This is a genomic window from Streptomyces sp. GESEQ-35, assembly GCF_017948485.1.
In the GTDB taxonomy this organism is placed as follows: Bacteria; Actinomycetota; Actinomycetes; order Streptomycetales; family Streptomycetaceae; genus Streptomyces.
Genome location: NZ_JAFFSX010000006.1, coordinates 63,336 through 78,525, shown reverse-complemented (window position 1 = coordinate 78,525; position 15,190 = coordinate 63,336). Strand labels below are relative to the sequence as shown.

Annotated in this window: 9 protein-coding genes and 2 pseudogenes; 3 read left to right on the top strand and 8 right to left on the bottom strand. The window is 71.4% G+C overall.

Translation table 11 applies throughout. The annotated features are described in order from the left end of the window. Positions 1-3 precede the first annotated feature (3 nt). Entirely contained in the window at positions 4-966 is a 963-nt protein-coding gene (locus KCH87_RS14050; RefSeq protein WP_210586388.1) for a hypothetical protein, read from the bottom strand. Continuing rightward, positions 963-4,385, bottom strand: a complete 3,423-nt coding sequence (locus tag KCH87_RS14045; RefSeq protein WP_210586387.1) for a DNA polymerase III subunit alpha — start codon at positions 4,383-4,385, stop codon at positions 963-965. Before KCH87_RS14045 ends, KCH87_RS14050 begins: the two co-directional genes overlap by 4 nt. Positions 4,386-4,561: 176 nt before the next feature. On the opposite strand from KCH87_RS14045, the gene KCH87_RS14040 reads away from it, so the two are divergent. Continuing rightward, positions 4,562-5,599 carry a DUF3533 domain-containing protein gene (locus KCH87_RS14040; RefSeq protein WP_210586386.1) on the top strand — a complete coding sequence of 346 codons (1,038 nt, stop codon included), beginning with the start codon at positions 4,562-4,564 and terminating at the stop codon, positions 5,597-5,599. Between the two features lie 40 nt (positions 5,600-5,639). After that, on the top strand, positions 5,640-6,827 hold the full coding sequence (locus KCH87_RS14035; RefSeq protein WP_210586385.1) for an AAA family ATPase: 1,188 nt from the start codon (positions 5,640-5,642) through the stop codon (positions 6,825-6,827). Positions 6,828-6,950: 123 nt separating this feature from the next. Here the strand turns inward: KCH87_RS14035 and KCH87_RS14030 are convergent, their stop codons facing one another. After that, a complete protein-coding gene (locus tag KCH87_RS14030) occupies positions 6,951-8,033 on the bottom strand; it encodes a S1 family peptidase (RefSeq protein ID WP_210586384.1) in 1,083 nt (360 codons plus the stop codon). Positions 8,034-8,313: 280 nt separating this feature from the next. Further along, positions 8,314-9,183 (bottom strand): slipin family protein, encoded by an 870-nt coding sequence (locus KCH87_RS14025; RefSeq protein WP_210586657.1) that lies wholly within the window; start codon positions 9,181-9,183, stop codon positions 8,314-8,316. Positions 9,184-9,271: 88 nt separating this feature from the next. On the opposite strand from KCH87_RS14025, the gene KCH87_RS14020 reads away from it, so the two are divergent. Next, a complete protein-coding gene (locus KCH87_RS14020; RefSeq protein WP_308298829.1) occupies positions 9,272-10,156 on the top strand; it encodes an alpha/beta hydrolase in 885 nt (294 codons plus the stop codon). Positions 10,157-10,454: 298 nt separating this feature from the next. Here KCH87_RS14020 and KCH87_RS14015 read toward each other — a convergent pair whose 3' ends face one another. The 4 genes and pseudogenes from KCH87_RS14015 to KCH87_RS14000 all read right to left on the bottom strand — a co-directional run bounded on the left by KCH87_RS14015 (position 10,455) and on the right by KCH87_RS14000 (position 14,861). Beyond that, on the bottom strand, positions 10,455-11,357 hold the full coding sequence (locus tag KCH87_RS14015; protein ID WP_210586383.1) for a S1 family peptidase: 903 nt from the start codon (positions 11,355-11,357) through the stop codon (positions 10,455-10,457). Positions 11,358-11,564: 207 nt separating this feature from the next. Further along, a pseudogene (locus KCH87_RS14010) lies at positions 11,565-12,382 on the bottom strand (DUF1684 domain-containing protein). 4 nt (positions 12,383-12,386) lie between these two features. After that, positions 12,387-13,019: pseudogene (locus tag KCH87_RS14005) on the bottom strand (LLM class flavin-dependent oxidoreductase); the annotation flags it as partial. 60 nt (positions 13,020-13,079) lie between these two features. Beyond that, positions 13,080-14,861, bottom strand: a complete 1,782-nt coding sequence (locus KCH87_RS14000) for an FAD/NAD(P)-binding domain-containing protein (RefSeq protein ID WP_210586382.1) — start codon at positions 14,859-14,861, stop codon at positions 13,080-13,082. Positions 14,862-15,190 lie beyond the last annotated feature (329 nt).

Here is a 15,190-nt window from a genome sequence, read left to right as displayed (position 1 = left end):
GGGTTACGCCGCCAGCGTCCCCGGCTTCACCGCGTGCGGGCCGAATTTCGCTCGCGCGCGGTCCGCCACCTCCTCGACACGGCGGGCCTTCTCGTCCACCGGGTCGAAGGTGAGCTGGTAGGAGGCCTGTTCGGCGGGGCCGAGGGCCTCGGCGCGCAGGGCGATCGACCGTACCCGGGCGCGCTGGAGACCGAGTGCCTCGTACATGTCGTAGGCGGTCCGGGTGAGGGCGGCCGAGTGGGCGGTGGGTTCCTTGAGGGTGCGGGTGCGGGTGGTCGCGGTGCGGTCGGCGTAGCGCACGGTGAGGGTCAGGGTGCCGCAGACCTTCTCCAGGGCGCGCAGCCGGGCGCCCAGTTCCCCGGCGGCCGAGAGCAGGGCACGACGGTGTCGGTCGGGGTCCAGCTCGTCGAGCCGGAAGGGGCGTTCGGCGGCGAGGGAGCGGGAGACGGCGTTCGGTACGACCCGGCCGCGGTCGAGGCCGTTCGCCTTCTCCCGCAGCTCGCGGCCGGTCTTCGCGCCGACCAGACGCTGGAGCGTGGACAGGGGTGCGGCGGCGACCAGGCCGAGGGTGTCGAGGCCGTACTCGCACAGGGTGCGGGCGGTCGCGGTGCCCACGCCGGGGAGCGCGGTGACGGGCAGCTCGGCGATGCCGTCCGGCCCTTCGGGCAGCTCATGGGTCACCCCGGGCCGGGCGTCGCGCAATGCCATGCGGGCCAGCATCGGGCCGGGCCCGGCGCCGATCACGCAGTCGACCCCGTGCAGGGCCAAGGAGCGGACGCGGATCACCGCCGCCAGTTCGACGGCGCTGCGCCCGAAGTACCGCTCGGCGCCCCGCAGATCGGCCAGCGCCCCGTCCGGCGGCAACGCCTCGACGACCGGCGTGAACTCCTCGAGCAACCCGATCAGCTCCGGCAGGGCCGCCTCGTGCATCGGCGGCAGCTGGAAACGTACGCAGAGGATGGTCATCCCGCACTCCCCGGACTCTGGTGCCACAACTTCCGTATCTGCGAAGGCTCTTGACCCGCCGGCCGCAGATCGGCCCACGGGTGCATTTCGTATCCGGTGGGCATTTGGATTCGCCGTCCGCCCGTGGAATCGCCGTGCCCTTGTGGCACCGGCTCCGCGAGCCGGGCCGCCACCACGTCGAGGCCGCCCTCGGTGCGCAGTTCGACCAGTTCGGCGAGGTTCCAGGCGGCGGCGCCCACCACACTGAGGCTGCGCGGGCCGCGCCGCTGCACCACTCCGCGCACCAGCAGCAGCCAGGAGTGGAAGACGGTGTGGGCGCAGGCGTCGTGGGAGTCGTCGAAGAAGGCGAGGTCGACCAGGCCGGTGCCGTCGTCCAGGGTGGAGAAGATGACCCGCTTGCCGGACCGGATCGGCGGGGTCTGCGTGGCCGCCTTGGCGCCCGCGACCAGCACCGTCTCCCCGTGCCCGGCATCCCGCAGCCGCCGCGCGGACACCACGCCCAGTTCGTCGAGGAACGCCCGGTGGTCGTCCATCAGATGGCGTGAGGCGTCCATGGACAGCACACCCAGCTCGGCGCTGAGCCGCTCGGCCGAGGAGAGGTCGGGCAGCCCGGCCGGGGCGGTCTTCCGGCCGCCGGAGAGGGGGAGCTGACCGCCGCCCGCGCCCCGGGCACCCCGGTGCAGCTCGGTCAAGTGCAGTTGCAGATCACGGCGGTTGGCACCGAAGGCATCCAAGGCGCCGACCTGGGCCAGCCTTTGGGCGAGCGGACGACTGGGCCGCGCCCGTTCCCAGAAGTCCAGCAGCGAGGCGTACGGCTGCCCGTCCGCGATCCGCGCCGCCTCGGCCTCGCTGATGCCGTGCACGTCGGAGAGGGCCAACCGCAGCCCCCACGCCCCAGATTCAGACACCAGTTCGATACGGTGTGCGACCCCCGACCCGTTCACGTCCAACGGCAGGATCGGCACCCCGCGCCGCCGCGCGTCCGCCAGCAGCAGCCGCTTCGGATACATCCCGGGGTCATGCGTGAGCAGCCCGGCATAGAAGGCCGCCGGGTGATGCGCCTTCAGCCACGCCGACTGGTACGTCGGTACGGCGAAGGCGACGGCGTGCGCCTTGCAGAAGCCGTACGACCCGAAGGCCTCGATGATCTCCCAGGTCCGCTGAATCGTTTCCGCGTCGTAGTCCTTCGCCGCCGCGTGCTGGGTGAACCACACCTTGATCCGCCCCTGCGACTCGGGGTCGGACAGCCCGCGCCGCACCCGGTCCGCCTCGGCCCGTCCGCAGCCGGTCATGATGTCGACGATGTGGATGATCTGCTCGTGGAAGACGACGACTCCGTACGTATCCTTCAGCGGCCCTTCCAGATCCCGGTGCGGATAGCGGATCGGCGCCCGCCCGTGCCGCGCCTCGATGAACGGCCGCACCATGTCGGCGGCGACCGGCCCCGGCCGGAAGAGCGAGATGTCGACGACGAGGTCGTGGAAGGTGGCCGGTTGAAGCCTCCCGACCAGGTCCCGCTGGCCCGGCGACTCGATCTGGAAGCAGCCCAACGTCTCGGTGGAGCGGATGAGTCGATACGTCGCCGGGTCGCCGTTTCCCCGCTCGAAATCGAGCGCGTCCAGGTCGAGCCGCTCCCCCGTCGTCCGCTCCACCTCCGCGACCGCGTGCGCCATCGCCGACTGCATCCGCACGCCGAGCACATCCAGCTTGAGCAGTCCGAGGTCCTCGACGTCCTCCTTGTCGAACTGCGACATGGGGAAGCCCTCGCCGCTGGTCGGCATGACCGGCGTACGACTCAGCAGGGACGCGTCGGAGAGGAGCACTCCGCAGGGGTGCATGGCGACCCCGCGCGGGAGGGCGTCGAGGGCCTCGGTCAGCTCCCAGAGCTTGCCGTACTTCTCCTTCTCACCGGCGAGTCGGCGTAGTTCGGGCAGCTCCTCCAGTGCCGCGCGGGCGTCCCGCGCGCGGATGTGCGGGAAGGACTTGGCGATGCGGTCGATGTCGGCCGGGTCCATGGACAGGGCGGCGCCGACGTCCCGGATCGCGTGCCGGACGCGGTAGGTCTCCGGCATGGAGACGGTCGCGACCCGCTCGGTGCCGAACCGGCCGATGATCTCGCGGTAGACCTCCAGCCGGCGCGCGGACTCCACGTCGATGTCGATGTCGGGCAGCACCGGACGGCGCTTGGACAGGAAGCGCTCCATCAGCAGCCCGTGCTCGACGGGGTCGGCGTGGGCGATGCCGAGGAGGTGGTTGACGAGGGAGCCGGCGCCGGAGCCGCGCGCGGCGACCCGGATGCCCATCTTCTTCACGTCGTCGACGACTTGGGCGACCGTCAGGAAGTAGGAGGCGAAGCCGTGGTGGGCGATGATGTCCAGCTCCTCATGCATCCGCTCCCAGTAGGCGCGCCGGTGGTCGTAGCCGCGCAGCACCATGCCCGCCGCCGCCCGGGAGGCCAGCGCGCGTTGTGCGGTGCGGCGGCCGGCGCCGACGAGGTGCGGTTCGGGGAAGTGGACGGTGCCGATGCCGAGGTCGTCCTCGGGGTCGACCAGGCACTCGGCGGCGGTGGCCTGCGTCTGCTCCAGCAGACGGTGCGCGGTGTCGCGCCGGAAGCCCGCGGCCTCGACGATCCGCTCGGCGGCGTCCAGCATGGCGCCCGCGTCCTTGAGCCAGGCCTCCCCCGAATCCAGCTCCTTGGCGGGGTCGACGGGGACGAGACGGCGGGCGGCGTCCAGGATGTCGGCGACCGGGCCGAGGCCGGGGTCGGCATAGCGGACGGCGTTGCTGAGTACGGGCCGGATCCGCTGCTCGGCGGCGAAGCCGACGGTACGGGCGGCCAGCCGTAGGGAGCCCGGGCCGGTGCCCTTGCGGCCGTGCCAGACGGCTTCGAGGCGCAGGGCGTCGCCGTAGGTCTCCCGCCAGGGGACGAGGAGCCCCGCCGCCCGGTCGGAGCGCCCCGCGGCGAGCGCGCGGCCGACGTCGGAGCCGGGGCCGAGCAGGACGGTCAGGCCGTCGGCGTGCTGGGCGGACCGGGGCAGCTGCGGGGTGCCCTCGGCGGTGTGGGCGGCGGTGACGAGACGGCACAGGCCGGCCCAGCCGCGGGCGCCGTCCCGGGCGAGGAAGGTGACGCGGGGTGTCGACTCGTCGATGAAGGCACCGCCACGGACCGGGGTGCGGCGCTTTTGTCGACGTACGGACTCGTGCTCCTCCACCGCCAGGTTCACGCCGAACAGCGGGCGGACGCCGGCCTTGGCACAGGTCTTGGCGAAGCGGACCGTGCCGGCGAGGGTGTCACGGTCGGTGAGGGCGAGGGCGTCCATCTGTCGTTCGGAGGCACGCTCGGCCAGCCGCTCCGGGTGTGAAGCGCCGTACCGCAGGGAGAACCCGGAGACGGTGTGCAGATGCGTGAAACCCGGCACACGCACCTCCCGCACTGATGAGCCGCGAGCGACTCTCGAACACCTGTTCCCAGCTACCCCACCCCCACCATAGACCAATTTTCGAATGTGTGTGCGACATCCGCCCCACACCCGTTTCTCATCCGTTCGGACGCTTCCCACCTGCGGAAACGCCGCCCGGCCCGGACCGTGGGGACATGACACAGAGCGCCGACGCCGAGGCTCCCCGTACGTCCTTCCTCGCCGAGGTGAAAGGCGCCGTCACCCCGCGGGCCACGCTGCTGGTGATCGGCGCGGTCGCCCTTCAGCTGCTCTTCATCGCCTCCTACGTAGGCGCGCTGCACGACCCCAAGCCCAAGGACGTGCCCTTCGGAGTCGTCGCGCCCCAGGTCGCGGCCGAGCAGGCGGTGACCCGGCTGGAGCGGCTGCCCGGCTCACCCCTGGACCCACGCGCGGTGACCGACGCGGCGACGGCCCGCGATCAGGTCCTGAACCGGGACATCGACGGCGCCCTGATCATCAACCCGGCGGGCACGACGGACACGCTTCTGGTCGCGTCCGGCGGCGGCACCGTCCTCGCCACCACCCTGGAGGCGATCGTCACCACCCTGGAGAAGGCCGAGCAGCGCACGGTCAGGGCCATCGACGTGGCACCGGCCTCGACCGAGGACTTCGACGGGCTGTCGTCCTTCTATCTGGTCGTCGGCTGGTGCGTCGGCGGCTATCTGTGCGCCTCGATCCTGGCGATCAGCTCCGGCGCCCGGCCCGCCAGCCCACGCCGCGCGGTGATCCGGCTGCTCGTCATGGCACTGGCGTCGATCGTCGGCGGGCTCGGCGGAGCGGTCATCGTCGGGCCGGTCCTGGGCGCCCTGCCCGGGAGCGTGGCCGCCCTGTGGGGGCTCGGGGCGCTGATCACGTTCGCCGTCGGGGCCGCCACGCTCGCGCTCCAGGGCATCTTCGGGATCGTCGGCATCGGTCTGGCGATCCTGCTCGTGGTCATCGCGGGCAACCCGAGCGCGGGCGGCGCCTTCCCGCTGCCGATGCTGCCGCCGTTCTGGAAGGCGATCGGACCGGCGCTGCCGCCGGGCGCGGGGACCTGGGTGGCGCGCTCCATCGCGTACTTCAAGGGCAATGACACGACGGGCTCGCTGCTGGTGCTGTCGGCGTGGGCGGCGGCCGGGATCGTGATCACGATGGGCGCGGCGACGTTGCGGCGGAAGCGGGCGGCAGGCTGACCCAGGGGCCATTGTCAGTCCCGTCTGCAAGCCTGGACACATGCTTCGCACTCTCGCCGTCGAGAACTACCGCTCCTTGCGTCGCCTGATCGTGCCCCTGGACAGACTGAACGTGGTCACGGGGGCGAACGGCACGGGCAAGTCGAGCCTGTACCGCGCCCTGCGGCTGCTCGCCGAGGCCGCGCGCGGCGGCGCCGTCGCGGCTCTCGCACGCGAGGGCGGGCTGCCGTCGGTCCTGTGGGCGGGACCCGAGAAGATCAGCCGTGCGGTGCGCGAGGGCCGCCATCCGGTGCAGGGCACCGTCCGCTCGGCCCCGGTCAGCCTGCAACTGGGCTTCGCGGGGGACGAGTTCGGGTATGCGGTGGACTTCGGGTACCCGGTCCCGGCAGGCGAGCCGTCCATGTTCGACCTCGACCCGGAGATCAAGCGCGAGTCGATCTGGAGCGGGCCGGTGCTGCGCCCCGCCGCCGTGCTCTCGGACCGCGCGGGGGCAGCCGTGAAGGTGCGCGGCGCGGGCGGCGGCTGGTCCCGGGCACACGGCACGCTGCGGCCGTACGACAGCATGCTCGGCGAACTGGCCGACCCCCAGCACGCGCCGGACGTGCTGGCGGTGCGGGAGCTCATCAGGTCCTGGCGGTTCTACGACCATGTCCGCACCGACGCCCACGCGCCGGCCCGCGCCGCTGTGATCGGCACCCGCACACCGGTGCTCAGCGGCGACGGCTCCGACCTCGCGGCGGCACTCCAGACGATCCGCGAGGTCGGTCAACGCGACGCACTGGACGAGGCGGTCGACGCGGCCTTCCCCGGCAGCCGGGTCGAGCTCATGAACCACGGCGGCCGGTTCGAACTCGCCCTGCGCCAGCACGGACTCCTGCGTCCGCTCACCGCCGCCGAGCTGTCCGACGGCACCCTGCGCTTTCTGCTCTGGGCGGCCGCCCTGCTCACCCCGCGGCCACCGTCGCTGCTGGTCCTGAACGAGCCGGAGACCAGCCTCCACCCGGACCTGATCCCCCCGCTCGCCGATCTGATCCTCACCGCCACGAAGGACATCCAGATCATCGTCGTCACCCACGCAAGGCCGCTGGCCGACGCCTTGACCAAGGGTGCGATACGTCATCGCCTGGACGTCAACTCCATAGAGCTGGTCAAGGAGTTCGGGAAGACGGAGGTGGCGGGCCGCGAGGGGCCGCTGGACGAGCCGCTGTGGTACTGGCCTAAGCGCTGAGCAGGTCCGGCGACAGCGCCCCGTCAGGGGCGCGGGGAACTGCGCGACCAGCCACGACGCACCCGCAGCCGAAAGTCCCGCCCCTCGCGCGAGGAGCGGGACTTCACGGACGTACTAAAGCCGTCAGCCGATCTCCGTGCCCGTGGCAGACAGCGCCTCGGTGACCGGCTGGAAGAAGGTCTCGCCGCCGGAGGTGCAGTCGCCACTGCCGCCGGAGGTGAGGCCGATCGCCTGGTCGCCGGAGAACAGCGAGCCGCCGCTGTCACCGGGCTCGGCGCAGACGTCGGTCTGGATCAGGCCGTTGACGATGTCGCCGTTGCCGTAGTTCACGGTGGCGTCCAGGCCGGTGACCGTGCCGTCGTGCACCTGGGTCGTCGAGCCGCTGCGGGTGACCTCCATGCCGACGGTCGCCTCGGAGGCGCCCGCGATGGCCTGCGAGGAGCCGTTGTAGAGGTTGACCTCGCTCGGGTGCTCGACGTCGGCGCTGTACTTGACCAGGCCGTAGTCGTTGTCGGGGAAGCTGGAGACCTCGTTGGTGCCCAGCTCGTTGCCGTCCGAGTCCTGCCAGGTGGTGATGGACTCGGTGCAGTGACCGGCGGTCAGGAAGAACGGCTCGCCGCCCTTGACCACGTTGAAGCCGAGCGAGCAGCGACCGCTGCCGTCGGTGATGGCGTCGCCGCCCGCGATGAAGGGCTTGAACTCACCCTTGGTGCGCTTGAGCTCCGCCTTGGCGCCAAGCCCGTCGACGACCTTGGTCAGCTTGGCCAGCTCGGCCGTGGAGACCGTGCGGTCGGCGGTGACGACGACCTGGTTGGTGGCCGGGTCGGTGGCCCAGGAGGTGCCGGGGATGGTCGCGTCCTGCTTCAGGGTGGTCCGGGCGCTCTTGAGCTCGGCGAGGGAGTTCGCCACGACTCTGGCCTTGGCGCCGGCCTCCTCGACGGTCTGGGCGGCGGCCTCGTCGAGCACGTTGACGACGAGGTTCTTCGTCTTCGCGTCGTAGTAGGTGCCGGCCGCGTCGGTGCCGAGCTCACTGCCCAGCGTCGAGGCGAGCTTTCCGGCCGCCGTGATCGACAGCGTCTCGGGCGCGGAGCTCTCCGTGCTCTCGCTGGCGTTCGCAGTCTGCAAGGTGACACCCGCGGCAACGAGTGCGGCGATGCCCGCACCTGCCACGGCCGCCCGCCGCTTGGGTATGCGTCGGTGCTTCAACTTACGTCCTCCTGTGGGGGGTCGGTCCGAAAGGCTGTGGGGGCCTCGCGAACCGGAAGGCGTGCGGAAACGGACACGGCGTACAAGAAAAAGAGCCGCGTCCGTACCGGTTGAACGGCGCCTACTATTCCTAGCCTTATGGGGAGCACACAAGGCCTAGTTCAGGACGCGCGTACGACAACCGGCGTACGCCCCCTCACCTTGACCGTGCACAGTCACACCCCGGCGTGTTCGCGCAGCAAACACTACGAGCGAGTAAACGGTGTGCGGACGGTGAGGTCTAGTCCTGTCTTGAATTCGACCCTCCGGGGTCCGGATCCAAGCGGGGTTCGGCGGGCGGCAGTTGTTCCTGCACCGGCTGAGGGGGCACCGCCGGGGCCGCCGGCATCTGTCCCGGTGCCCTCTCCAGGAAGCGCAGCAACTCCACCGGGATGGGCAGCACGAGCGTCGAGTTCTTCTCGGCGGCGACCGCCATCACGGTCTGGAGCAGCCGCAGTTGCAGGGCGGAGGGCGTGTCCTCCATCTGCTGGGCGGCCTCGGCGAGCTTCTTGGACGCCTGGAGTTCGGCGTCGGCGTTGATGACCCGGGCCCGCCGCTCGCGGTCCGCCTCCGCCTGCCGGGCCATGGAGCGCTTCATGGTCTCGGGCAGCGACACGTCCTTGATGTCGACGCGGTCGATCTGCACGCCCCAGCCCATCGCCGGGCTGTCGATCATCAACTCCAGCCCCTGATTGAGCTTTTCGCGGTTGGACAGCAGATCGTCGAGATCGCTCTTGCCGATGATGGAGCGCAGCGAGGTCTGCGCCATCTGCGAGACCGCGAAGCGGTAGTCCTCGACCTGCACGATGGCGTCCGACGCGTCGACGACCTTGAAGTAGACGACGGCGTCCACCCGCACCGTGACGTTGTCCCGGGTGATGCCCTCCTGCGCGGGCACGGGCATCGTCACGATCTGAAGGTTGACCTTGCGGAGCTTGTCCACGAACGGAACGATCATCGTGAACCCGGGCCCGCGCACGTTGGATGTCAGCCTGCCGAGCCGGAACACCACACCGCGTTCGTACTGTTTGACGACCCGCGCCGCCGACATCACGTACACCACTCCGACAGACGCGAGCGAGACGCCCGCCGCCACCAGCTCCTCGACCATCACGGCCCCCAGGGTCCGAATCGGGCGCACAAGGTGTGTACTTCGACGGTAACTCCGGGACGTTCGCGTGGGGAGAAGGAGGACGCAGGTGGTCGACGGCGTACGGATGCGGGACGGTCGATGGCTGGCGGTGGCGGAACGGGGAGATCCGGACGGCACACCGGTGGTGCTGCTGCACGGCACCCCGGGCTGCCGCCATGGCGCGGTGCCGGAGGACGTCATGACCGCGCGCCCCGGCGTGCGGTTCATCTCCTACGACCGTCCCGGCTACGGCAGTTCGGACCGCCGACCGGGACGCCGGGTGGCCGACGCCGCCCGGGACGTGGCCGAGCTGGCCGACGCCCTCGGGCTCGACCGGTTCACCGTCCTCGGCCGCTCGGGCGGCGCCCCGCACGCGCTGGCCTGTGCCGCGCTGCTGCCGGCGCGGGTGCGGCGGGCGGCGGCGCTGGTGTCTCCCGCGCCGCCGGACGCCGTGGGGCTGAGCTGGTTCGAGGGCATGGCCCGCTCGAACGTCGAGGAGTTCACCCAGGCACTCACCGACCCGCTGGACTTCGCCGACCGGTTGTCCGCCCGCGCCGCCGCCATCCGCAGCGATCCGGCACAGCTGCTGGTGTCCATCCGTGACGGGCTCACCGACTCCGACCGGCGGATCATCTCCGACCCGGCCGTCAGCGACATGCTGCTGCGCAACTACCGCGAGTCGCTGCGCGTTTCGGCGTACGGCTGGCTCGACGACGACCTCGCCCTGCTCAGCAACTGGGGCTTCGACCCGGCGGTCATCACCCGGCCGGTGCTGCTGTGGCACGGCGCCGAGGACACCTTCTCCCCGGTGGGCCACTTCAAGTGGCTCGCGGACCGCATCCCCCGGGCCCGCCCCGTCCTGGAGCCGGACGCCGGCCACTTCGGGGCGCTTCAGGCGCTGCCCGCCGTACTGGACTGGCTGTGCGCCACACCGGAGTCCAGGGCCTCATGACCCGGGCCGCTCGATCCGGGTCATGAGGCCCTGGACCAGTCCTCGGTCGGCGAGCGCCCGGCGCACCCCAACGTGCCACGCGGGCCGGCGGCTTCTGCTGCTCGGCAACAGGGCACGACGGCGATTGGCTCATGCCCCTCAGCCGAGCCGACAGAGCACCTGCCGGCTCGGCTTGCCGGCCACGTCAACAGTGAGCCCCCGCACGCGGATGCGTGCGAGGGCTCACCTGCTGCTGGCTACAGGTCAGGCCGTGCGGGTGCCGTTGGTGCGGATCGGCTGCGCAATACCGCTGAACGGCCTAGTAGACGCTGACGCCGTAGGCGGCCAGGGCCTCCGTGACCGGCTGGAAGAAGGTCGTGCCACCGGAGGAGCAGTTGCCGCTGCCGCCGGAGGTCAGACCGTACGCGGTGCCGTTGCTGCCGTAGAGCGAACCGCCGGAGTCGCCGGGCTCGGCGCAGACGGTGGTCTGGATCAGACCGCCGACGACGTCGCCGCCGCCGTAGTTGACGCTCACGTTGAGAGCGGTGACCCGGCCGCTGTGCGTACCGGTGGTGGAACCGTCGCGGATGACGGTGGTGCCCACGCTCGGTGTGGCCGCGCGGGTGATGTCCACGCCGTTGGCGGTGCCGGGCCGGCTGACGGACCCGGAGTACTGCACGATGCCGTAGTCGTTGCCCGGGAAGCTGGAGCCGGCGGTCGAGCCGATGACCGTGGTGTGACCCGAGTTGGACCACCAGGTGCCGGCGCCGTCGGTGCAGTGACCGGCGGTCAGGAAGTACTGGGTACCGCTGCTGTTCTGGACGTTGAAGCCGAGGGAGCAGCGCCAGCTACTCGCATAGATGGCGTCGCCGCCTTGGATGAGCTTCTGGAACTTGCCCGCGGTGTGCTTGATCGTGAGCGCGGAGGCGTTGGTGCCGGCCTGCTGCTTGATCTTGGCTATCTCGGCCGTGGAGACCGTGCTGTCGACGGTGACGACGACCCGGTTGGTCTTCGCGTCGACGGCCCAGGCGGTGCCCGGGACATCGGCCTTGAGCACCGAGCTGCCGGCGCTCTTGAGCTGGGTGGCGCTGAACGTGGCGGGGTCTGCGGCGTTCGCGTTGGGGATCGCGATCGCGGCCGCGGCCACGAGTCCGGTGCTGACGGCGATCAGCCGGGTCCGTCTCGCAATGCCGCTGCGGGGGGTGGTGCGCTTGATCCTCACTTCGTTCCTCCACATGGGAAGTCGGGGGCCCGCGTGGGGTCGGGGCCCGTGAGGCGCAGCCAGTGGGTCGAATGTCCGGATTCCGGACACGCCGTGCCCCTGACAAGCGCTGAGGGGGAGTATTCGGCCGAACGACCGGTAGCCGCAAGGGCGCCTTTCGGCCGTCAATCTTTGAACCAACTGTGCGAGTTGCCCCTTCGCCCCCGCTCAGAGCAGGTTGCGCTCCCCCGCCGCGACGGCGACGCCCAGTGTGTTCCCCGGCGGCGGGAAGGGGCAGATGAAGTGGTCGGCGAAGGCGCAGGGCGGCAGCAGCGCACGGTTGAAGTCGACCGTCGTACGGCCCTCGGCGTCGGGCGCGGCCGGGCGCAGGAAGCGGAAACGGTAACTGCCGCGCCCGCCCGTATCATCGCCGAAAACCGCCCACAGCGAACCGTCCGCCTCGACGCTCACCTGAAGCGTCAGCTCCTGCCCGCCGAGGGTGAACGCCAGCTCCCCGCCGAGCCCGAGCCCCCGCTGCCGTCCATCTGCGTTGTCGACAACCACCCTGCGCCCCGAGTCGTACGACGTGAAGCGCCCCGGCACCGACCAGCGCGGATCGTACGGCGTGGCCTCGATGCCCCGGAACTCCCGCCGGGCCTCGGAGGCGGGGTCGAAGTCCCGCACGCCCCACGCCCCTTCGCGCACCAGCACAACCAGCCGGCGCTCCCCGTGCGCCACCCGGGCCGCGCTCGCCGGCCCCGGGTCCGCGGCCAGCTTCACCTCGCCGGCGAAGGGCCGCCCGTCCACGGTCAGACCGTCCGTCTCGACCGCCGTCAGGACGACTCCGTCGCCCTGGGCCGCCGCCCAGGTTCCGGGGGTGGCCGGAATTCGCCCGTCCGGATAGTCCTCCAGCCTGGGGGTGCCCCCAGGCTGTTCAGGCACTGGGGGAGGGTGCCGGTCAGCGCGAGCGGTCCGCAGGGTGCGGACACCGTGGCGACCCGGCGCTCGTGCCAGTGCTTCCAGTCCTCGGATGCGTCGGCGCTCACGTGATCAACCCTTCCGTACCGGATCGGACAGCCCGAGGTGTGAGCGTAGGGTCGCGCCCTCGTATTCCGTACGGAACGCGCCACGCTCCTGGAGCAGCGGCACCACCCGGTCCACGAACTCGTCCAGTCCGCCCGGGGTCAGATGCGGTACGAGGATGAATCCGTCGGCGGCACCCTGTTCGACGAACGTCTCGAGCTCGGCGGCGACCGCCTCGGGGGTGCCGATGAAGGACTGCCGGCCACTCGCCTCGATCACGGTCTGCCGGATGGACAGCCCCTTCTCCCGGGACAGCGCCCGCCACTTCTCGGCGATCGCGACGGTGTCGCCGCGCCCGGTGCGCCCCAGGGTGAGCTGCGGGTCCGGTACCGGGTCGAGGTCGGGGAGGGGGCCGTCCGGGTCGTAGGAGGAGAGGTCGACGCCCCAGATCTGCTCCACGGTGAGGATCGCGTTCTGCGGGGAGACCTGCTGCCGTCGTATCTCGGCGGCCTTCTCCTGTGCGTCGGCCGCGGTGTCGCCGAGGACGACGGTGACGCCGGGCATGATCCTGAGGTCGTCGGGCGTGCGACCGTATGCCACCAGGCGTCGCTTGACGTCGGCGTAGAACGCGCGGCCGGCGTCAAGGGTGCCGTGCCGGGTGCTGTGTCTTCCCGGGGGATAACCCCCGGACCCCCACGAAAGTCTGACGTGGCGGGTGGGTCAGGCGGCCGCGCGGGAACGGAGCGACCGCAGAAAGTCGAGGACGGCCCGCGCCGTCGCGTCGTTCTGCCGGAACGCGGGACCGCCGGTGCGCGGCCGGGTGAAGGCTCCGGGCGTACGGGCGTCGGTGAAGGGGCCGAGTGCGAAGAGCCGGGGATGCGGCCGGCCTGCCCGGTCGAGGACCCGCCCGTCGCCGGGATCCACCCGGAGCAGACCTGCCGGGGTCTCGGCGGCGTGCAGCTCCCGCAGCAAGGGATCGCGGGCCCGCCCGACCGTGGGTTCGGGCAGCCGCGCCTCGACCAGCGCCCGCGCCTCGACGGAAGCCCCCGGCACGGTGGCACTCAACGCCCGGAACACCCCGTCCTCGGCGGCGACGGACATGTCCGCGCCGACGAACTTCACGACACCGGCACGGGACAGGGCGAGCAGCTGCCGCAGCCGGGGCCCGGGCGGCCCGGAGGCCAGATAGCTGAAGAAGCCGTGCCACCAGGGGCCGATGTCCCCCAGCCGGATCAACTGGCCGTAGACGGAGAGCAGTCCGAGGAAGACCGCCAGGTCCGGGCTGTGCTCGGGGTCATGACGTCTGACCAGATCCCGCTCGACATAGCCGCGCAGCCCTTCCTGGAATTCCTCGTACGAGCCGTATCGCACCCCGTCCAGGGGGCGGTCGAGCGCGGCGAGGTCGAGTCGGTCCGCCGGGTCGGGCACGGCGGAGGCCACCAGGGCCTGGATGTCCTGGCCGCTCGCCACCGCGTACTTCTCCTCGAAGTCGGCCCAGGCCATGTCCGTCCGCTCCGGGTGGACGGTGAACAGCCGGTGGTAGTGCGCGAAGCCGAGCTCCTTCTCCACCAGCGGCCACACGTCCCGCCGGAAGTTGAAGCCCTGAGCCCCGGCGAGCAGTCCGTCGATCTCGGCGGGCCCCAGGAACCGTGGCAGCGGCGGCCGTTCACCGGTCCAGTCGTAACCGATCTTCGAGTGGTACGGCACCCCGCGCCGCGAGCCGACGTACAGCACCGGCTCCCGTCCCGAGGGAACGTAGGTGTCCCCCTCGTACCGGCCGCCCCTGCCCTCCGTCAGCAGCACCATCAGGTCGACGAAGGCGAGCCCGAAGCCGCGGACCAGGACGGGTTCGCCGGGCGCGAGCGGGGACAGGTCGCTGTCGGCGGTGAAGTCCGGTGCGAGATGGACGAGGTCGTGGGCGCGTGCGTACGCCGCCAACTCACGTTGTTCGTCGTCGAGTTCGGCGTCCAGATGGCCGAGGGCGAGCACGACCAGGTCGGCGAGGAGCGGGCGCGGGCGGCCCTCCAGCCAGACCTGCCGGCGGCCGTCGCGCGGACCACCGACACGCAGGGCGCGCCGCGGATGGTGATGGACCCGGACGCCCTCGGGCAGCGCGGCCACGGCCTGTTCGTGGACCCAGCGCAGATACGCGCCCTGAAGCCGCCGGTCCGCGAAGGTACGGCCGTCGATCCCGGCCCACTCGTGCAGGGTCGGGCCGGGGCGCACGGGCCCGGCCATGTGCACCGTCTCGTCGGTGAACATGGTGACGTCCTCGGCGTGCGAGTTCATCCACAGCAGCGGTGACTGCGTCGCGCGCCAGATGCGTCCGGCGCCCGGTGGATGCGGGTCGACGAGGTGGATGTCGAGGCCCGAACCGGCGTACAGCTCGGGCGCGTTGGCGGCGATCCGCTCGATGAGACCGGTCCCCCGCGGCCCGGCCCCGACGATCACCAGGGCGGGCGTCGGCGGACGGTTGGTCAGGGTGATGGTGTGGGAGGGCATGCGAAGGCTCCGTGACGCGATGGGTCGAACACGGTGATGCCTTCAACGCGCCGAGGGCGCGGTACGGCCGAGCCCCTCAGCAGGGCCGCCCATCGAGACTACGGGTCCGTTTCCGCTTGCTGTCAAGGGCGTCCATACTGTGAGCCGCACGTCTCATATCGGTTGACGCCCCACCGAATGCCTGTTCCACTTGGCCCATGCATCCGCAGCAGTGGCTGGTCAAGCGCTCCCACATCGACTTCGGTCGAGTGTGGTCCTCGTCCTGTTGAGCTGACCCACTGCGCGCTCCCCTTCTTCGGGGCGCCTTTCGCGTTCCTTCTTCTTCGCCT

Excerpts from the sequence above, each read along its gene's own strand:
- KCH87_RS14025 (WP_210586657.1), bottom strand. The coding sequence starts at position 9,183 with ATGGTCGAGGAGCTGGTGGCGGCGGGCGTCTCGCTCGCGTCTGTCGGA.
- KCH87_RS14040 (WP_210586386.1), top strand. The coding sequence starts at position 4,562 with ATGACACAGAGCGCCGACGCCGAGGCTCCCCGTACGTCCTTCCTCGCC.
- KCH87_RS14050 (WP_210586388.1), bottom strand. The coding sequence starts at position 966 with ATGACCATCCTCTGCGTACGTTTCCAGCTGCCGCCGATGCACGAGGCG.
- KCH87_RS14035 (WP_210586385.1), top strand. The coding sequence starts at position 5,640 with ATGCTTCGCACTCTCGCCGTCGAGAACTACCGCTCCTTGCGTCGCCTG.
- KCH87_RS14000 (WP_210586382.1), bottom strand. The coding sequence starts at position 14,861 with ATGCCCTCCCACACCATCACCCTGACCAACCGTCCGCCGACGCCCGCC.